The organism is Roseimicrobium sp. ORNL1 (genome assembly GCF_011044495.1).
In the GTDB taxonomy this organism is placed as follows: domain Bacteria; phylum Verrucomicrobiota; class Verrucomicrobiia; order Verrucomicrobiales; family Verrucomicrobiaceae; genus Roseimicrobium.
Map to the genome: position 1 here is coordinate 255,534 of NZ_CP049143.1, position 19,416 is coordinate 274,949.

At 60.8% G+C, this 19,416-nt stretch carries 18 protein-coding genes; 9 read left to right on the plus strand and 9 right to left on the minus strand.

What is annotated here, in order from left to right; genetic code table 11:
* Positions 1 to 22 precede the first annotated feature (22 nt).
* Both G5S37_RS01020 and G5S37_RS01025 read left to right on the plus strand, forming a co-directional pair.
* A complete protein-coding gene (locus G5S37_RS01020) occupies positions 23 to 1,609 on the plus strand; it encodes an ABC transporter permease subunit (protein ID WP_165199859.1) in 1,587 nt (528 codons plus the stop codon).
* Positions 1,606 to 2,475, plus strand: a complete 870-nt coding sequence (locus G5S37_RS01025; RefSeq protein ID WP_165199861.1) for an ABC transporter ATP-binding protein — start codon at positions 1,606 to 1,608, stop codon at positions 2,473 to 2,475. Before G5S37_RS01020 ends, G5S37_RS01025 begins: the two co-directional genes overlap by 4 nt.
* A gap of 129 nt (positions 2,476 to 2,604) precedes the next feature.
* Here G5S37_RS01025 and G5S37_RS01030 read toward each other — a convergent pair whose 3' ends face one another.
* The 7 genes from G5S37_RS01030 to G5S37_RS01060 all read right to left on the minus strand — a co-directional run bounded on the left by G5S37_RS01030 (position 2,605) and on the right by G5S37_RS01060 (position 10,294).
* Positions 2,605 to 4,098 carry a DUF1501 domain-containing protein gene (locus G5S37_RS01030; RefSeq protein WP_165199863.1) on the minus strand — a complete coding sequence of 498 codons (1,494 nt, stop codon included), beginning with the start codon at positions 4,096 to 4,098 and terminating at the stop codon, positions 2,605 to 2,607.
* Between the two features lie 27 nt (positions 4,099 to 4,125).
* A complete protein-coding gene (locus G5S37_RS01035) occupies positions 4,126 to 7,182 on the minus strand; it encodes a PSD1 and planctomycete cytochrome C domain-containing protein (protein WP_165199865.1) in 3,057 nt (1,018 codons plus the stop codon).
* 153 nt (positions 7,183 to 7,335) lie between these two features.
* A complete protein-coding gene (locus tag G5S37_RS01040) occupies positions 7,336 to 7,770 on the minus strand; it encodes a hypothetical protein (RefSeq protein WP_206026263.1) in 435 nt (144 codons plus the stop codon).
* A gap of 131 nt (positions 7,771 to 7,901) precedes the next feature.
* The gene (locus G5S37_RS01045) at positions 7,902 to 8,285 is read right to left on the minus strand and encodes a hypothetical protein (RefSeq protein ID WP_165199869.1); all 384 of its coding nucleotides are present in this window, start codon (positions 8,283 to 8,285) and stop codon (positions 7,902 to 7,904) included.
* A 25-nt stretch (positions 8,286 to 8,310) separates the two neighbouring features.
* Positions 8,311 to 8,778: a GNAT family N-acetyltransferase gene (locus tag G5S37_RS01050; protein ID WP_165199871.1), complete on the minus strand. Its 468-nt coding sequence runs from the start codon at positions 8,776 to 8,778 to the stop codon at positions 8,311 to 8,313.
* Positions 8,779 to 8,803: 25 nt separating this feature from the next.
* Positions 8,804 to 9,283, minus strand: coding sequence for a hypothetical protein (locus tag G5S37_RS01055; protein ID WP_165199873.1), 480 nt, complete (start codon positions 9,281 to 9,283; stop codon positions 8,804 to 8,806).
* Between the two features lie 579 nt (positions 9,284 to 9,862).
* The gene (locus tag G5S37_RS01060) at positions 9,863 to 10,294 is read right to left on the minus strand and encodes a hypothetical protein (protein ID WP_165199875.1); all 432 of its coding nucleotides are present in this window, start codon (positions 10,292 to 10,294) and stop codon (positions 9,863 to 9,865) included.
* Positions 10,295 to 10,450: 156 nt separating this feature from the next.
* On the opposite strand from G5S37_RS01060, the gene rpmE reads away from it, so the two are divergent.
* The 7 genes from rpmE (at position 10,451) to G5S37_RS01095 (ending at position 14,795) form a co-directional block, all read left to right on the plus strand.
* On the plus strand, positions 10,451 to 10,717 hold the full coding sequence (rpmE, locus tag G5S37_RS01065; protein WP_165199877.1) for a 50S ribosomal protein L31: 267 nt from the start codon (positions 10,451 to 10,453) through the stop codon (positions 10,715 to 10,717).
* Between the two features lie 116 nt (positions 10,718 to 10,833).
* Complete coding sequence (gene prfA / locus G5S37_RS01070; RefSeq protein WP_165199879.1) at positions 10,834 to 11,910, plus strand: peptide chain release factor 1; 1,077 nt, start codon at positions 10,834 to 10,836, stop codon at positions 11,908 to 11,910.
* Between the two features lie 71 nt (positions 11,911 to 11,981).
* The gene (locus tag G5S37_RS01075) at positions 11,982 to 12,152 is read left to right on the plus strand and encodes a hypothetical protein (protein WP_165199881.1); all 171 of its coding nucleotides are present in this window, start codon (positions 11,982 to 11,984) and stop codon (positions 12,150 to 12,152) included.
* Between the two features lie 284 nt (positions 12,153 to 12,436).
* On the plus strand, positions 12,437 to 12,637 hold the full coding sequence (locus G5S37_RS01080; RefSeq protein WP_165199883.1) for a hypothetical protein: 201 nt from the start codon (positions 12,437 to 12,439) through the stop codon (positions 12,635 to 12,637).
* 283 nt (positions 12,638 to 12,920) lie between these two features.
* Entirely contained in the window at positions 12,921 to 13,685 is a 765-nt protein-coding gene (locus G5S37_RS01085; RefSeq protein ID WP_165199885.1) for a hypothetical protein, read from the plus strand.
* Positions 13,682 to 14,344 (plus strand): hypothetical protein, encoded by a 663-nt coding sequence (locus G5S37_RS01090; RefSeq protein ID WP_165199887.1) that lies wholly within the window; start codon positions 13,682 to 13,684, stop codon positions 14,342 to 14,344. Before G5S37_RS01085 ends, G5S37_RS01090 begins: the two co-directional genes overlap by 4 nt.
* Before the next feature lie 67 nt (positions 14,345 to 14,411).
* A complete protein-coding gene (locus tag G5S37_RS01095; RefSeq protein WP_206026264.1) occupies positions 14,412 to 14,795 on the plus strand; it encodes a hypothetical protein in 384 nt (127 codons plus the stop codon).
* A 312-nt stretch (positions 14,796 to 15,107) separates the two neighbouring features.
* Here the strand turns inward: G5S37_RS01095 and G5S37_RS01100 are convergent, their stop codons facing one another.
* A complete protein-coding gene (locus G5S37_RS01100) occupies positions 15,108 to 15,719 on the minus strand; it encodes a hypothetical protein (protein WP_165199889.1) in 612 nt (203 codons plus the stop codon).
* A gap of 164 nt (positions 15,720 to 15,883) precedes the next feature.
* Positions 15,884 to 19,354, minus strand: a complete 3,471-nt coding sequence (locus tag G5S37_RS01105; protein ID WP_165199891.1) for a PVC-type heme-binding CxxCH protein — start codon at positions 19,352 to 19,354, stop codon at positions 15,884 to 15,886.
* Between the last annotated feature and the right edge of the window lie 62 nt (positions 19,355 to 19,416).

The following is a 19,416-nucleotide window of genomic DNA, read 5'->3' on the forward strand; positions in this document are numbered from 1 at the left end:
CCTCCATCCATCTTCCCTCCCTTTGCGCGCGTGGCTCCTCACGACCGCCGCTGCCCTCTTCCTCCTGCTGTTGCTGGGTGGTTCCTTCGGAGATGTGTTTCCACTCGTGCTGGGATTCATGCCGCTGGAAAAGGGAGGGCAGGGCTACCTGCACATCCTGCTGGGGCGTGCCACAGCCACATTTTTCTGCATCAGTGTTGCTGCCATTCTTGGCTGGAGCACGGCGCTGGCCTTGACCCTGCTCGCGGGCTTCACGGGCAAGGGTGGATTGAAGGTGGTGGTCTGGGCCGGTCGATTCCTCTCCGTGGTGCCGCCCATGGCGTGGGCGTTGGGATTGTTGGTGGTGCTCATCCAGCGCTGGGGTATTCCTGCGGAGACACTCTTCCCCTATGCGCCGCCAGAGGGAACGGACTCGCTGTTTCTGCGTGCCGGCCGGGAGGTCTGGGCATGGATGTTCCCCGTGGTGACGCTCGCCATTCCCGCCTGTGCCATGATGCTCGCCGCTCTGGCGCACCGGCTGGAGATGCTGATGGCGAGTGAGCAGTTTTGCCACTTGAAGGCACGCGGCCTCGGCATGGTGACCATTCTCCACTGCCACTTCCTTCCCTCCCTCCTGCTGGATCTGGTGCGTACCGGGCGTGCCACCTTGCCGCTGTTGCTCGGCTTCAGTGTTCCGGTGGAGCATATCCTCGGCTTCGATGGTTTGGGCGGATTCTCCGGACAGATGCTTTCCACCCAGGAGTACCCGAAGGCCCTGCCTGCTGCGTTGTATCTGGGAGGCTGGATGCTGTTGTTGTGGTTCTTCCTGATGGGTCAGGTGGAGCGTCGCGCTCCCGCTTCGCGCATTCTACCGACCTATCCTGAAGGCGAGGCCCGCGCCTGGATCTGCGCCATCGGCGGTGCAGTGATGGTCTTGGGGTTGTTGGTCCTGCCTTACTGGATGCCCGGCGAGGCCATGGCTGCGGCGCGGAGCGTGTGGTGGAGGGAGCTTTGGTTTGTGTTCCAGGTCGTGCTCGTGGCCGTGGTGGTGGTGCTTATCAGCATGCCGCTCTGGCAGGGCTGGGATCGCATCAAGCCGAAGTGGAACTTCGGGCTCGTCTCGCCAGCGGTGAATGAGGCGGTGCTTCTCCCCACGCTGTTGTTTGGCGCCCTCGGGTGGCTGGATGTGCCTCTGGCGGCGGTCGGTGCGGGCATGGTGCTTTCCCTGGGAGGCATGGCCCTGCTGCGCGCCCAGGCCCGCGAGCTCTCCACACGGCGCATGGTGGAGGCATCCCGCATGTTGGGGGAGAACACGCCCGGCATTCTCAAGCATCACCTGCTGCGCTTCCTGCTCCCGTCCCTGGGAAATTGGGCGCTCCGCATGATGTCCGCGCTCCTGCTCTGGATGTGCATCATCCACTGGTTCTTCTCCGGGTCCGGTGATGGAGGCGCAATTCCCTCGTGGGGCGCGCAGATGCGTCTTGCCTCGGAGGAGGTTTTCGATGATCCAAGGGGTGTCATGGTGCCCGCCCTGCTGGTGGCGCTGTGGTGCCTCAGTCTTCAATTGCTCAGCCGCGCCTTCCGAGCCGATCTGCCTCCGCAGGAATCCCAACCCGTTGATCCGCGATGAACCCCTCTGCCGCACCCCAGTCCCTGCTCAAGATCCGTGACCTGAAGATCTCCTTCCGCCGCCACGGCGCAGAGCCCTTCGAAGCAGTGAAGGGCATCGACCTCGATCTCCAGCCCGGCGAGAGCATGGCCATCGTGGGAGAAAGCGGCAGCGGCAAGAGTGTGACCGCACTCTCCTTTGCCCGACTGCTGCCCGAGCCACCGGCGAAAATCGAGGCCGCGGAATTTTCCGTCGCAGGTCGCGATGTCTTGAATCTTAAAGGCAAGGAACTGCGCAAGATGCGCGGCAAGGACGTGGCTTATGTCTTCCAGGAGCCCAGCACCTCCCTCAATCCCGTGCTCACCGTGCGCACGCAGATGGCTGAGGCGCTTGAGTTGCACCGCCCCGAGGTGAAGAACCGCGACGAGGAAATTGTGAAGTGGCTCTATCAAGTCGGCATCGTGGAGCCGGAGAAGCGCCTGCGCGCGTATCCGCACGAACTGAGCGGCGGCATGCAGCAGCGTGTGATGATTGCCATGGCCCTCTGCTGCCAGCCGAAGCTCCTCATTGCGGACGAGCCCACTACCGCGCTGGATGTCACCATCCAGAAGCAGATCATCGATCTGCTGGTGAATCTCAAGGCCAGCCTCGGCATGAGCATCATCCTCATCACGCACAACTTCGCCATCATCCGCGGCATCGCGGACAAGGTGGCGGTGATGTTCCGCGGGAAGATTGTGGAAAGCGGCCCCACCGAAGAAGTACTCGGCAATCCACAGCATCGCTACACCCAGGCGCTATTGGATTGCGTGCCGCGTCTCGGCGTGAAGCAGAGCCGCCTGCGCGCCATCGACTACACGGCGCTGGACAAGATTGTTGGGAGCTAACGAGGCTGGGCGAGATGGGCGTCAGGGTGCTCAACACAAAGACACGGAGACACAAAGGCACAGAGAATTTATTAAAACCTCTGTGTTTTCGTGTCTCTGTGTTGAATCCCAGTAGACCGCCACGCCCATCTACGCTATCCACGCCGGGATGATCTTCCCACCCACATCCGTGAGCCGGAAATCGCGGCCCTGGAAACGGTGCGTGAGCTTCAGGTGATCCAACCCGAAGAGGTGCAGCATGGTCGCGTGGAAGTCATTCATGTGCACCGGATCCTTCGTGATGCCCCAACCGATTTCATCCGTCTCACCATACACCTGGCCACCTTTGATGCCGCCGCCCGCCATCAGCATCGTGAAGGCAAAGGGATGGTGGTCACGCCCCGTCGCATTTGGATTGCCACCACGATTCTCGCCCAGTGGCGTGCGGCCGAATTCGCTGCACCAGATGACCATGGTGTCCTCCAGCATGCCGCGATCCTTCAGGTCCTTGATGAGCGCAGCGATGGGCTGGTCCGCCATGCCCGCGTTGAAGGCGAGTTCGTTGTTCAGATTGCTGTGGTGATCCCAGCTCGCGTGCATGATGCTCACAAATCGCACCCCGCGCTCCACGAGTCTGCGTGCGAGAAGGCAGTTGGTGGCATAGGACTTGTACTGCCCCGGACCACCAGCGCGATCTGCTTTCACCTTCAGGTCCTCGCGATTCACGCCATACATCTCCAGCGTCTTGTCGGATTCCGTGCTCAGATCAATCAACTCCGGCGCCGCGCTCTGCATGCGGAACGCGAGTTCATAGGCACTGATGCGGCTGGAGATTTCCGGGTCGCGCATCTGGTCGAAGCGCTGCTGGTTCAACTCGGCGAGTGCATCCAGTCCACGACGCTGGAGTGCCACAGGCAGGCCCTCGGGGTTCTTCAGGTTCAGCACCGGCTCACCCTGATTGCGGAAGAGCACGCCTGCATACGAACTGGGCAGGAAACCACTTTGCCACAAAGATGCGCCACCGCTCGTGCCGCGACCCGCGCTGAGCACCACATACCCCGGAAGATTCTTTGATTCGCTACCGAGTCCATAATTCAGCCATGCGCCCATGGTCGGCAGGCCGAAGGTTGCGCGACCGGTATGCAGCAGAAGCTGTCCGGGGTGGTGGTTGAACTGGTCCGTGTGCATGGACCGCACCATCAGCAGGTCATCTGCACAGGTGGCGAGGTGCGGCAGCAGATCGCTGAAGTCCATGCCGCACTGCCCGTGTTTTGCAAAGGTGCGCGGGCTGCCCATGATGCGCGCGGTTTCCTTCTTGATGAAGGCAAAGCGCACATTCTTCGTCATGCTCTCCGGCAGCGCCTGCCCATTCAGATCATTGAGCTTCGGCTTCGGGTCGAAGAGATCCATCTGCGAGGGCGCACCCTCCATGAAGATGCAGATGCAGTTCTTCGCCTTCGCCGGAAAGTGCGGCTTGCGCGGCGCCAGCGGATCCTGCATGTGATCCAGCGCTGCCGCGGAGGCTGGTGTCATGAGTCCCTCCTGCGTCAGGATGGAACCCAGCGCCATCATGCCAATGCCATTCGCCGTGGTCGTGAGAAAATCACGGCGCGTGAACTGCTCGAGTGCGGAGATGGGGTGCATGGTGGTGGGGCGAAATGTTGATGCGCACTACTCCCTCGTCACAAACTCATCCAGGTTCAGCACGATGCGCGCGGTGGCGGTCCAGGCGGCGAGTTCGTCGGTGGAGATGTCAGTACTCTCGTAGCCTTTGGTGAGTGCCTTCGCTTCGTCGGCATGGCTTGTGTACCAGGTGCGGGAATCATAGAGCAGCGCGCGCAGGGATTTGATTTCCTTTTCGGTGGGGACGCGTGAGACGCAGAGGCGGAAGGAGCGGATGAGACGTTCGTCGTCATTTGCGAGGGCCTTGTCTTCCAGCACGCGTTTGGCGAGGGCCTTGGCGGCTTCGGCGTAGGACTCGGCATTGAGCGTGGTGAGGGCCTGCAGCGGCGTGTTGCTCACGGTGCGCTTCACGTTGGTGGTGTTCGCATCTGGGCAGTCGAAGGTCATCAGGTCCGGATGCGGCGCGGTTCGCTTGAAGAAGGTGTACATGCCGCGGCGGTTGCGATCTTCACCGGTGCTGGTGGCCCACTTGAAGTTGTTCGCATAACTCAGCGCCGCGATGTCTGGCGGCATGGGCGGATACACGCTGGGTCCGCCAATCTTCCGGCTTAGCAAACCAGACGAGGTGAGATACAGATCGCGCACCACTTCACCTTCCACACGCATGCGGTTCTGACGCGCGAGCAGTTTGTTCTGCGGATCCACCTCGACGAGATCCGCGCGATGTGCGCTGCTCTGACGGTAGGTGGCAGACATCATGATGCGCTTGATGAGCTTCTTCCGGCTCCAGCCATCTTCATCCATGAAGGTGGCGGCCAGCCAGTCGAGCAGCGCGGGATGGGAGGGCTGATCTCCACGCACGCCGAAGTCATTCACCGTGCGCACGATGCCCTCACCAAAGAGACGGGCCCAGATGTGATTCACCGTCACGCGTGCGGTGAGCGGGTTCTCTCGGCTCACCAGCCAGCGCGCAAAGTCGAGGCGGTCCGCTTCTGCGCCGCGGGTCTTGATGGGCGGGAGCACCGCGAGCGCGGCAGGCTTCACTTCTTCCGCCGGGCTGAGGAAGTCACCACGATGCAGCACCTTCGTGGTGCGTACGTCGCGATTGCGTTGCGCGATCACACGCACATCCATGAGCGGCGCCTTGGGTAGTTTCGCCTGCGCCGTGTCCAGTGCGGTGGTGGCCATCATCACATCCACATCCAGCTTGGCCATCCATTCATAGAGCGCTTTGATGACGACGGGATTCCTGCGCTTGGGTTCTTCGTTGAGAATCTTCACCACGTCAGCCGGTGCGATGGATGCCTCCGTCTCTTCTGCAGCGGCGAGCACACGGAAGCGACCAAGGTTGTGCTCGCTCTTCGCGTAGTTCTGGTCGAACTGGAGTCGAAGCGCGCTACCGGCGGCGAGTGGCGTGGCGAGTTGCAGCGTGAGCACATGGCGCTTGCCCACGAATCCAGAAATGGCCCAGCCGGTGTCCGGTTTGCCATCGATGGCGTCCACCGCCTTGAAACCTTTCTGCTCCACATCGGCCTTCGCGGAGTGCAGCAGCACGGGAAGCTGTCCTGTGGTGGCCTTCACTTCGCTGAGCACGAAGTTGCCCCCCGTGGCGCGTCCTGGACCGCTCTTGGGCAGTGACTCATCTGGCAGCACTTCAATCTGCAGCGCGGTGATGGACTTGGCGGAAGGCGCGAGCTCGATGGTGTACGCATCCACCTTCGACTGCTTGCCGCTGGCGAGTTGTGAGCCATCCGGAAGTGTCTTGAAGGTGCTGCCGGACTTGCTGGAAATGCTCGCGATTTCGAGCGGCGCAAAGTTTTGTGTGAGCTTTGCTTCACGGGCTTTCGTCAGGCGTGCCTGCACCTCCTTCTCCCACTCAGGCAGTTTCACCGGCAGCGCGGCGGTGGCTTCATCCAGTTCCTTCTGCAGCGGCACGAGCTTCTTCACCTCGCCGCCGTTCTTTTGCACATACGCAGCCCACTCGGTGGGGGAAGTGGGTACCTGACGGCTGACTTCGTCGCCGTTGTTGTAGAAGGCGTAGATCTGGAAGTATTCCTTCTGCGTGATTTGGTCGTACTTGTGCGTGTGGCAGCGCGCGCAGCCCACGGAAAGGCCCATCCACACAGTGCCGGTGGTCTCCGTGCGGTCGAAGGTGGCTTCCACCCGGAACTGCTCCTGGTCGGTGCCGCCTTCGGTATTCGTCAGCGTCTGGCGATGGAATGCCGTGGCCACCATCTGCTCCTGTGTCGCCTCCGGCAACAGGTCACCAGCGAGTTGCTCGATGGTGAATTCATCAAACGGCATGTCCTCATTCACCGCACGAATCACCCAATCGCGATAGCGCCAGGCATCCGGACGCGGACGGTCTTTCTCATAGCCATCGCTGTCAGCATACCGCGCCATGTCCAGCCAGTGGCGTCCCCAGCGCTCGCCGAAATGCTGCGATGCCAGTGCCGCATCAACCATCTTCTCATAGGCATTCGGCGCCGTGTCCTTCACAAACGCATCCACCTCCTCCGGCGTGGGGGGCAGGCCCAGGAGGTCATAAGATACCCGGCGAATGAGCGTGGTCTTGTCCGCCTCAGGCGAGGGCGCAATCTTCGCCGCCGCCAGCTTCTCCCTCACAAAGTCATCAATCGGGCTCTCCCCACCCTGTTGACTTTTCACCTTTGACTTTTCACTTCCCCCCACTGGCCGATACGCCCAATGCGCGGGCCACTCCGCGCCACTCGCGATCCACTGCTTGAGCGTCTCAATCTGCTTTGCCGTCAGGTGCTTCTTTTCCTTGGGCGGCATGATCTCATCCTCATGGGTGGAGACCACGCGCTTGATGAGTTCACTTTCCTCCGGTTTCCCGGGGATGAGGGCGGGCACGCCGCTTTTCAAAACCTTCAACGCATCCTGCAGCGATACCAGGGAAAGCCCACCTTTCGCCTTGTCGAGGCTGTGGCACTCCAGGCAGCTCTCCGCGAAGATGGGGCGCACATCCTTGTCGAAGTCCGGCACTGGGGCCGCAGCATGGGTAATCGGCGCAATAACAGCGGCAGCGACCCAAGTCATCCCAGAGGACAGGGAGGCCAAGCGGAGGGGATGGAGACGGGACATGGCGGCGGCAGTGCTGTGCAGTGGTGACTCTGGCTCCAGTCGATCTAACGCAGGGCCATGACAGGGTATTGCGCCCCAGTGACAAACCCACCACTGCACGTCATTTTCGTGCAGGATGGGTGAGCAGATATGCCAGCAGTTGCGGATGCTCTGCTAGGGAGCTGCGGCACCTTTTCGGGGCGGGAAGGCGGCTCCGAACTTCGAGTTCCGCAGACCCGAGAACCACATCTCATATTCGGGGTGAGCCGCTCGCACCTGTTTGAGCTTCTCAAGGGGAAAAGCCTTCTCAAATTGGGCTTTGGCCTCGGTTGTCGCCGTTTGCTCGACCATGATGACGAGCATGGCCATGCACCAGATGCTGGTCTTCACTCGCGCAGGTTCCGATGAGTCGAGTTCCGAGGTGAAGAAAGCGAGGGACTTCTCCCAAGTTCGAGCCCACTGAAGCGCATACTCGATGGGCTTGTGTGGATGAGAGGTGATATCAGGTTTTTCGCCGCCGTTTTGCTGGACCATCCAGTCATAGCCAACCGGGATCTGAGATGCTTGAGCATTACCGGCGAGCGGGCATCCCAGGCAGAGTGCGAGCATCAGGAAGATTAGGAACGGTTTGGCATTCATCCGTGGAACTTGCGAAGTGTGCGGCTGGACACATCTAGGTCCGGTTTTTGCCGCTGCAAGCATGGAGTCCCAGGCTTGCGCCTCCGTGGGTCAAAGAATGCTCACCGATCATCCGAGGGCTTCACCACGGGATCGCCGGACTCTGTCAGCTTGAGCCATCCATGGCTCAAGTGCTGGGCCACTTCAGCAGGTGACGCGGGTGGCAGGCGCCTTGCAGCGAAATAGGAGGCAAAACACTCCGTGCAGATCGCATAGGTCCCCCAGGAGGCGCCATCGGCGCGGATGTCATGCTGGCACGCCGCGCAGGTCTTCCAGAAGTGCCCGTGGGAGTGGTGCTCTCGCGTGGAGGAAGACACCGGCGCATCATGCGAGGATTCATAAATGAACTCGTGACACGTGGGGTCCAAACAGATGACACCGTGGAGGTTTCCCATCCCGCAGATGATGCATTCGGGGAACCAGCCTTCGATGCCTGGGTGCGACATGATTTATTCCTCCGATGCTCAGTGCTCAAGTTTCCCGCAGCAGTTCCATGCTGTAGTTGATGAGTTCGACACCCTTGATGGCCACAATGTTCTGACGAATCACACGAAATCCCAGCTTCTCGAACAGTGGCCTCGCGGAGATCGAAGCCTCCACGTACACACGAAGTATATTCATGGCGAAGCTGGTCTCGATCGCATGCTGTACCAATCGGGTCATGATGCCGCGCCGCTGATATTTGGGATGGATGTAAGCACAGTCGATGTGGCCATCCGGATCCAACTCAAGGAATCCCGCGATTTCGGAATCGACCACCGCGACAAACGGGCGCTTCAACTCGCACCGCTTGCCCCAGTGTTCGTGATTGGGCTCGCGATCCGACCAAGCGAGGCATTGCTCCTCGGTGTAGTCCTTCGAGGCGATTTCGTGGATGGCTGATGTGAAGATTTCCGCGATGGCTGTGTGATCGCCTTGATGGTAGTGACGGATTTCCATTCCACTGCTCTGTAATAAGAGACGATCACTCGCCTTCGCTATGTGCCATGCTGAATTCATGGCCGCACTCAGAGCAGAAGCGGGCAGTTGGGGCGGCTGTATGTCCCAGCGGGCATCTGCGTTCCACATAGAGATGCGGTGCGCGCACCCTTGAATAGAGGGTACAGAATGCAGCCGCATAAAAGATCATCCAGTGTCCGGAAAACCCGCGAACGACGGAGGGGGGCGCATCGCCGGTTGATCGCTTGCGCTCGCCAGCAGTGGTGGCGAAAACGAACACGAAGTTGAGGACGGCGTATCCGCACAAGATGTAGAACCCACGCCGCATCCATGTCGGGCATCCGGCAAAAGCGACCTTCCAGATGTCGTTCCGGTTGACGTGGGGCATTGAGTTCAATGCGATAACGGTCGGCAGCCAGACGACAAAAATGCCGATGTGCAGAGCCCAGACGAACTTGCCGCTTGGCAATGCAAGCCCGGCCAAGGCCATGCCGTGGGCTGTCATGCTGAGCACGAGGCCACAGCCAGCAACCCACATGAGAGCTCGGTATACGTGTATCATGAAATGACAGGCGTTGAGCCCAGCTCCTTGGGGAGCGTGCTCCGTGGGTGAACCATGCGTGCTCCGACCCAAGTCACCACCACGCAAAGGATCGCGATGACAAATCGAAGCCATTCTTCAACAAAGCTGGTCGCAGAGATCCCAATCGGGAGCAGCATCGGCAGGGAGTACACTGCCGGAGCAACCACCCAGCTCAGATCACACCAACGTGAAAGGAGTACGGTGGCAACTGCAACACTGGCGGGAAGGGCAATCGCCGTCGGGGTGAGCGGCACAAAACCACACATGCCGATGCCACACAGGTGAGCCGCCCCGATGAATCCCAAAATTCCGGGAAAGAGAACAATGCAGAGAATGGCCCATGGCCGTGGGATGAAGGGTGTCATGTTCCGGCTCAGGGGAGTTTGCGTTGGTTGTGGAAATTAACAACGGTCGGCGTTCCCCCTATTTGCGACCGCGACGCACCGACTGCGGTCGTATCTCTGTAATTTGAGCCGTTCACCTTGAGGAGTACCTGTACCGTTACTTCACACGCTTTGACATCTCGAGGAAATCTCCTTCCTTTGAGCCTGGTTGGGAAACCGCATAACCTTCCGGCCTATTGGCAGTAAGCGTTTTAGCGTCACTGGAATTTAAATAGATCTCATGCTCAGTTCCATCAATGTCCGCGACTAGATCGCCCCGTACTGTCGCTCCAATGCCGTAGTGGCCGGCAAGTTTTTTAGGCTCCAATACTTCGTAGAGGAGCGCATAATGCGTACTTCCAATGGGGCGGTGCTCGACGATTCGCGCTTTGACTTTGGTCGAGCTAAACTCATCACATCCCGTCGAGAGAATGAGGGATGCGGCAATCGTGAGGACAGTTAGAATCTTCACTTGGAAGGGGGTGGAAAATGGGTCCAACTTTGGAGGGGTGCAATGCGACCGTGCAGTGCCGTCGTCAAGGTCGTGCATACTACATGGCGCCTCCCTGCATCCGCCAACCCCCGGCGCTCGAAATTTATCTTGATCCCCAAGCAGGGCCGCCTATCGTCTCTGCCCTTTGCTTGCCGCCCCTCCGGGAGGCAGGCACCCGAATGCCCAATAACATTCGACCCCTCAGTTGCCGTTATGAAGAAGGAAGCTCATCCCACTACTTTCGAAACGACCATTACCTGCACCTGCGGTAAGGTCTACAACACCATTTCCACGGTCAAGAACCTGAAGATTGGTATCTGCGCCGCCTGCCACCCCTACTTTACTGGTGAGCAGCGCTTCATCGACACCGCCGGCCGCGTGGACAAGTTCGCGCAGCGTTACGGTTCCACCAGCGCGACCCGCCGCACCAAGCCCAAGGTCACGGCTGCTGCTCCCGCCGCCGCCGAAGTCTCGGCCTAGCTCCTCCATCTTTGATTTTCAGCAGAACGGTGCTCGTGCCTCCGGCGCGACACCGTTCTTTCTTTGTGCCATACTGTTAGTGCTCCCCCGTTCCATTTTCCCGTCCTCCTCACTCCATGGACTACTCCTCCATCATCGATAAGAAGAAAGCGCGACTCGCTGAGATTGAGGTCCTCATGGGCCAGCCCGACTTTTACGATGACAATCGGAAGGCCGGCGAATTCCTCCGCGAGCACCGGGGCTTGGAGACCCTCATCAAGTCCTGGGACGAGTATCAGCGCGTGACGCAGCAGATCGCGGACAACACGGATCTCATCAAGTCCGGCGACGTTGAACTGGCTGCCATGGCAGAGGAGGAAATGCCCGCCCTGCAGAATCGACTGAAGGAGCTGGAGGCCGCCGTGCAGCGCTTCATTCTGCCCCCAGACCCGCTGGAGGGCCGCGACGTCATCATGGAAATCCGCGCTGGTACCGGTGGGGATGAAGCCGCGATTTTCGCGGGCGACCTCTTCCGCATGTACTCCCGCTACGCGGAAGAACGCGGATGGAAGACCGAGCCGCTGGAAGCCAACCCGTCCGGCATTGGCGGGTACAAGGAAGTCGTGTTCAAGGTCAGCGGGGACGATGTCTTCAGTTCGCTGAAATATGAAAGCGGCGTGCACCGCGTGCAGCGTGTGCCCGCCACAGAGGCGCAGGGACGCATCCACACCTCCGCCGCGACGGTGGCGGTACTGCCTGAGGCTGAGGAAGTTGATGTGCAGCTCAAGCCGGACGAGGTCCGCATTGAAGTCTGCCGCGCCAGCGGTAACGGCGGTCAGGGCGTGAATACGACCGACTCCGCCGTGCAGGTCCTGCACATCCCCACGGGGGTGATCGTGCGCTGCCAGGACGGCCGCAGCCAGCTCAAGAACAAGGAAAAGGCCCTCACCATCCTGCGCTCCCGCCTTCTGGAGAAGAAGCAGCAGGAGGAAGCCGCGAAATACTCCGCCCACCGGCGAGCCCTCATCGGCAGCGGCGGTCGCGAGGAGAAGATTCGCACCTACAACTACCCGCAGAACCGCATCACGGACCACCGGATTGAGTTCACCCTCTACAACCTTGACCAGTTCGTGGAAGGCCGTCTCGATGAAATGGTGGGCAAGTTGCAGACCGCCGAGGTGAATGACCGTCTGGCGGAGGCGGGCTTGGAGTAAGCGAGCAGGGAAAAGCTGCACGCTCGTGGCAGCATGAACGTGGAGAAAGCGCCCGGGTCAGACCGGGTGCTATGAAAACAACATGCGTGCGCGCCGTGGCGCGTCTTCTTTTGGTCGTGGTGTCTTCTGCGACGCTGATGAGTTGTATGGATCAACCCACGCCCGGCAGCCGCCGCGCTGCCCAGGATGTGGTGGATCCGTGGCGTTTGCACAAGACGCGAAGTCACGCACCCAAGGTGTAGTGGTGGTCCACACATCGCATAGGATCCATGTCATGTTCCACGTGTATGTGACGGGGCTATCTTGCCTGCATATCAATAGTTTCAACGTGTCTCTTGGGCCCGACGAATACGTCATCCTCGCGTTGTCATTCGCGCGCAAATGTGACGTTCCGCAGAGCAACTTTTGTCGATTGTTTGGAAGAGATTGGAAGTGAATAAGCGACATGCCATCGCTCCACCTACGCAGCGTCGGACGCCCACCTCCTCTTGAACGTCCCTGATGCGTTCGCGTCAGACTCGTCGCTATGAAAACACATCTCGTGCGTCCTATCGCACGTCTCATCCTCCTGGCCTTTGCGGCCACCCTCATCAGTTGTGCGAACCAGTCGGGCACCGGCAAACGCTACGCGTCGAATACCAGCAGTAGCAACAGCGCCTTCGCAGATCCCTGGCACTTCAACCGGCACTGCTTCCACAACGGTCATCACTGCAAGACGAAGATGTAGTGGTGTGAGCGCTAACTTCGAGCAAAGCAAAACATAGAACGGGGGCACACGAGTGCCTCCGTTTTTCCGCAAAGGAGGTTGGGCTTTCCAGCCCGACAGCGGACGTTGGACTTTCCAGTCCGACGGGTATGCGGAACAAGGCTGTAGAGGTGATGTGTGGTTTGCTGGTTCCAGTAGCTGTCAGGGCAGAAGCCCTAACGCCCACTGTCGGGCTGGAAAGCCCAACCTCCGGTTTGAGCGGCGCATTGAGGTAAATTCCTCCATCTCACTCCGTATAGGACGCATGCTGCCGCGCTGTTTCTTTGCCATCGCCCTGCTGTTTCTCACGTTGCTGCCTGCGCGTCTCACGCACGCGTCAGACTCCTTCGAACTCGCCATCTTCACGGTGGATGTGACCATCCCGGTTGGTCATCCTTGCATGGGCGGTGGCATCGCCCCGGCGAGCAAGGTGGCGCAGCCGCTGCTCGCGAAAGGATTCGTACTCACGGGTGGTGAGAAGCCTTTCGTGGTGGTGTGCTTCGACTGGTGTGAGATTCGCGGCTCGGCGTTTGAAGACTGGCGCAAAGGACTCGCGGAGGAGTGCGGCACGGATCCGCAGCGCGTGCTCATCACCAGCACGCATGTGCATGATGCACCGGTGATGGATCCGGAGGCAGAGCAACTGCTGCGCGACGCAGAGAAGTCAGGCGCGTGGAAGAACCTCGCGGCACCCGACCCGAAGGCGCGCATCCAGCTCGCCAGTGTGTGCTGGCCGGATTTCAACCGCATCTGCATCCAGCGCGTGCGTGCGGCGGTGAAGGAAGCACTCGCGAAGAAGAAGCGCGTCACCCACTTCGGCATGGGGCGTGCGGAGGTAAAGGAGGTGGCGAGTAATCGCCGCTACCTCACACCGGATGGCAAGGTGATGTACAATCGCATGAGCCGCACGGCAGATCCGGTCACGCGCGATGCGGATGTAGGAACCATCGACCCCTGGTTGCGCACCCTGAGCTTCTGGGACGGAGAGACCCCGTGTGTGCGTTGCACAGTTATGCGGTGCATCCCATGAGCTTTTATGGCGGCGGTGAGATCTCCATCGACTTCGTGGGCCTCGCTCGGGAGCGCATGCAGCAGGATCATCCCACGGTGCATCAGATGTATGCCTCAGGCTGCTCGGGCAATGTCACCGCGGGAAAATGGAATGACGGCACGCCGGCAAACCGTAATGTGCTCGCCGGCAAGATCCATGCCGCCATGCAGGAGGCGTGGAAGCAGACGAAGAAACTCCCGTTGGAGCAGGTGGGGCTCAAGCTGGCGAAGATCACACTCGGCGCTCGCAACAGCATCGGCTTCACGGAGGAGGCGCTGCGCCATCGCATCGCGAATGACCCCGGCCCCTTTGCCCGGGCAGAGGCGGCGATGGGCTTGGCGTGGTATGAGCGCGTGAAGGCCGGGCACCAGATTGATTTGCCCATGCTGGACTTCGGCGGCGCCGCGCAGTTGCTGCTGCTGCCGGCGGAGTCGTATGTGGAGTTCCAGCTTTATGCGCAGGAGCAGCGGCCGGATGGCATTGTGATGGTCATGGGCTACGGCGAGTGCGGGCCTGGGTACATTCCCATCGAGCGCGCTTGGCAGGAGCGGGACAGCAACCTGCGCGACTGGGCCTGGGTGCCACCGGGTTCAGAGGAAGCGATGAAGGCGGCGATCCGGCAGGTGATGCAGCGATAGGGAAACTCCTTTTCCGCTTGCAACGCGGGATCATTCTTGCTGGGATAAGCGCCTTCGAAAATATCCCATGCAAATCATCGGCATTGAAAATATGACGGGCCAGGAACTGGCGAACGAACTCGACCGCGGAGGCCGGTTCGTGATCTTCAAGTACACCCTCTCCGTCATCGTCATGACCTTCAACCGGGGCAGCGATATCTACTTTGTCCGCGGCGGCGAAGGCACGTTTGGCAAGGGCGCCAAATACACGCTTTTGACGATGCTCTGCGGCTGGTGGGGCATCCCTTGGGGTCCTATCTTTTCCATCGGCAGCCTCTTTACCAACCTCACGGGCGGCAAGGACGTGACCCACGAGGTACTGGCCGTGCTGCAGGCGCCTTCGCATCAAAGCTACGGCGTACCCCCGCCCGTCCCGGGCGCCATCATGCCTCCGCCCGTGCCGAGGCAGTGAGGTGAAAGAGCTGAAAACAGGTCTTGGTACAAGGTTTGCGGGAGCATTCCCTCGCGAAATAAAGAGCCGGGCATTCAAAGGAGCGTGGACACTCTTGTCCGCCGCCCCTGACGTACTGCCTTCATTCATGTGGCAGGCAAGGCCACGTTCCTCCAGCAACTCCGGAGGCATCACAAGCAGCTTCCACATGATGGAAGTCGCTGTGCAACAGAACGGCGGACAAGAGTGTCCACGCTCCTGTGCCCATGCCTTCGCTCGCCAAGCGAAGACTCATTTTCAAACTGGTGATGGTGTCACGCGAAGCAGGGCGCCTCAGGATTTGGCGGGCGCCTTGTTGCCGTAGATCTTGAGATTGCGGACCTTGACCGACTTGCCTGCGGCAAGCCAGCTCCGGACTTTGGGGGTGGCGAGGAATTCGTGCTGGGCTTCGAGTTCCTTGCCATCGAGCCGGGCCGCCATGTGGTCGCCCTTCCACTCCACGTGAAGTTTGTGCCACTCGCCGGGCTTCACGGTCAGCGGCAGCTTGGCGATGGTGTGGGAAGGTTTCACGGAGTCTTCCGCGATGCTCAGCGCCGTGGTGGTGACGACCACGCGGCCTACGTGCTTGGCCGAATCACAGCCCACGAGGAAGGTTCCCGGGCCATCCAACAGAAACTCCACGTCGATCGCCGCATCTGACAAACCAGCCTGATGATGCAGCACGGGGATGTGCTTTTCCTCGGGAAGATCCAGCACCTCCAGCACGCCATCATGGGGCGTCCACTTGCCTTTCGCGATGCTGAAGGAAGCGTCGAGAGGCTCTGCAAACGTGGGGGAAGCCAGCAGCGGAAGTGCGTGCTCGTGGAGCAGAGGCTTTTCTTCCTGAGCAAAAGTCAGCGATGCGGCGGAGGTGAGCAGGGTAGCAGCGAGCAATAGAGCTTTCATGCGGATAGTGGCAGGCGGAATCAACGATGAGATTCCGCGTTTCCATCGGGGTTTCTTCGCCGAGATAGCTGCTTGTTGACCTCCTGAACGCAGGTCGGGCCGGTACGCCTGTGAAGCGCTACCGGCCCGCTGCATCTGACCGCCGAAGGCTCGGCAGACTACGTTCAGGGAGTCGTCACCACCTTCGCGGGACCGTCCACAATCTCCACCTTGAACCCCGGTAGCTCGCCAGCGGCGCGGGTGAGGATGAAGGTGACGGTGCTCTTGCCGGCGGGAAGGTCGAGGGGCAGTTCTTCGGTCACTTCCTGGATCACCTTTTCACCCACGGTGACGACGATGCCGTTGGTGGCGCTGAGCTTCAGCTTCACCTGACCGGCGGCGGGCATCTCCAGATCGCACTGGGCGATGCGGGGGAACCACGGATACATCTTCACGGGCACGGGCATCTCGGCGAGGGGCAGGTCACCGCTCACGAGGCTGGTCTTGAATTCCCACGGGTACTTGTACTCGCGGTCGTTCAGGGCGAAGAGGCCCACGTGGCGCACGTGGTCCACGTCCGGCTGCTCCATCACGCCCATGGTGCGCCACTTGCGGATGTAGTTATTGGCCGCGGTCTTGTAGGCGCCTTCGCGACCCAGCTCGCTGAGGAAGCGCACGAGATCGAGGAACTCATCTTCACGCAGGCTCGCGGTGAGACCGGGCGGCATCATGGACACCGGGCTGATGGTCTTCTGCGCGATGTTTGCCTTGGCAATCTTGTGCATCTGGTTGGCAGCATCGCGAATCACCAGCTCGTCGCTGCTGTCCTGCGCCACACCTCCCGCAAAGACACCGCCATCCTTCGTGGTGACCATGGTCATGTGGTAGCCTTCCTTGATCTTCGCGGTCGGATTGAGGATGGACTCGATGAGGTAGTCCACCTGCGCGCTGGCGCCGATGCTCACCATATCAGGTCCAATCACACCACCGGTGCCACCAATCGAGTGGCAGGTGATGCACAGGAGCTGCTGGCGGCGGTAGACTTTCTCACCGCGTGCGGGGTCACCGAGTTCCTTCACCTTGGCCACCATGGCGGTCATCTCCTCGGGTGTGAGGGGCTTGTCCATCTGCTTGATCTGGCCGGACTTGCGCAGGGCGTCTTCGATGAGTGAGGCGAGGCCCTTGGTGCTGGCGAGACGGATGCCTTCGATGGCGGCGGCTTCGGGAATGGTCTTGCCTTCGAGTTCCTTGGCCAGCACGGCGGGAAGCTTCTTGTTGCGGAGGAAGGCTTCCAACACCGGTTTCGCTTCTTCAGGAGACTTCACCGTGCCGAGGAATTCCACGGCGCGCTTCGCAGCGAGTGAGGGCGCGAGGTCTGAAAGCGGGATGATGCCGAGCTGCGTACGCACCTCCGCGGACGAATCCTGGGAGAGCTTGTCGAGCAGGTTGCGGGAAGGTTCACCGCCCAGCGATACGAGGCCACGCACAGAGGACACACGCACGCCCATGTCGGCATCAGCGCCTTCTGCCCATTTGGTGAGGAGTTCACGTGCCTGCTCCTGTTTCCACAGGCCCGCGAGCTGCGCGCCCTGGGCACGGAAGCCGGGATTCGCGGAGTCGAGGAGCTTCTTCGTCTGCTCAAAGGAGGCACCTTCGGGCACACCTCCACGCAAGGCGGCGCGCTGCAGGGAGGCGAGGAGAGGTGACACGGGAGTGCCCTGATCCAGGCGTTCCAGCGCCACCTTGAAGATGGCCGCGAGCTGCTTGGGTGAGCCGAAGTCACCCACCATGGTGAGCACGGTTTCCGCATCTTCCGGAGCGAGCTTGTTCGCCAGGTAGGCGGTGAGCAGAGGCTCCAGCGCTTCCGGTTTGCCGGTGGACTTCAGCGCGTAGACCAGGTGCTTGGGATTCTCATCGAGCTTCAGCTTGCCGGCGAGGAACACAGGCAGCCAGATGTCCGCCTGCTCACGCGCGGTGAGTTCCAGGAGGAAGTCGATGTTGTTGTCCACCGGAGTCTGCTTGTCGAGCGCGCGGAGGGCCACGGCGAAGGCCTCGGGCTTGGACATGAGGCGCAGGCAGGCCACGGCCCACAGGCGTACTTGAGCGTGCTCATCTGCCACGGCCTTTTCCAGCAGCTTCAGAGCGTCCGGCACCTTGTCGAGGTGATGCGAGAGGATGCGCAGACCGGCGGCGCGGATGCGGGGGTCGGGAGAGGTGAGCAGGAGGCGCGTCCACTTCGCTGAGTGTACATTGAGCGCTTCGCGGGCCCAGGCCATGCGGAGGAGCAGCTCGCCTTGCTGCGGGGGCACGGTCGAAAGGTCGGCGGGCAGGGCTTCTTCCTTGATCTTGTTCAGCACGGCCACGGATTCCTCCGGCAGGCGCTCACGCATTTCCAGCGTGGCGAACTGGCGGTTCCAGCGGCGCGGGCTTGCGAGTTGCTTCATCAGCTCCTCGATCGACATCTTGGCGAAATCGACCTTCTCAGTCAGCGGACGGCCCTTGGCGGTGAGGCGCCAGATGCGGCCATGCACGCGGTCGCGGCGCGGGTCGCGGAAGTCCACTTCGCCGTGCTGGATGATGGGGTTGAACCAGTCCGCGATGTACAGCGCGCCATCCGGACCGGTGCGTGCGTCGATGGGACGGAAACCGCGATGCGTGCTCGCCAGCACGTCGGGCATTTGCTTGCTCACATAGCTGCTGCCGCTTTCAGAAAGCTTGAAGCGGTTGATGCGGTTGCCACGGAAGTCACAAGTGATGAGCGTGTCCTGCCAGTCATCCGGGAAGTGCGGGTCCTCCACGATTTCCAGGCCGCTCTGCTTGGGCTGGCCGGGGTTCATGCCTTCCAGCACGCGCTTGGCTCCTGGAGACGTTTCAAACACCGCGCCGGGGAAGATGAAGTTGATGCCCTTGCTGCCGGCGCCGTCTGTGGCGAAGCTCTGGCCCCAGCGGTCGAACTCATGACCCCAGGGATTGATGAGACCTTTGGCGATGATTTCCAGGCGCTGCGTCTCCGGCCGGTATTCCCAGATGCCGCCACCCATCAAGCGGCGTACGCCATACGGCGTCTCAATATGGCTGTGGATGTAGATGCTCTGGTTGAAATGAATCTGCCCGTCAGGACCGTGGCGCAGGGTGTGCACGAGGTGGTGGGTATCCTCCGTACCGAAGCCGCTCAGCACCACGCGGCGCTGGTCTGCCTTGCCGTCGCCATCCGTGTCCTTGAGGAAGAGAATCTCCGTGGAGTTCGCCACGTAGCAGCCGCCATCTGCCGGAAGCACCGCGGTGGGGATGTGGAGGTTGTCGGCGAAGAGCGTGCTCTTGTCCGCCTTGCCGTCGTTGTCCGTGTCTTCGAGAACGACCACCTGGTCGATGGCGTCTTCACCCGGTTTGATCTGCGGATACGTGGTGCTGCATACCACCCAGAGGCGGCCCTTGGCGTCCCAGTTCATCTGCACCGGCTTGCGCAGCAGGGGCTCTGCGGCCCAGAGATTGATCTCAAAACCTTCCGGCACCACGAAGGCCTTTTGTTCGGCTTCCACCGAGGGGTCCGGCAGGTCTGCCAGGCCCTTGGGCTGGGAGGCGTGGGCGGATGTCAGCGAACCCGCCAGGAGCGTGAGGGCCGCGGACAGGGTTGTGAGGGAATGAGCAGGTCGCATAGGGAAGGAGAAAAACAAAACGGGCGCAGCACCCAATCGAAATCACATCAATCAATCAATCA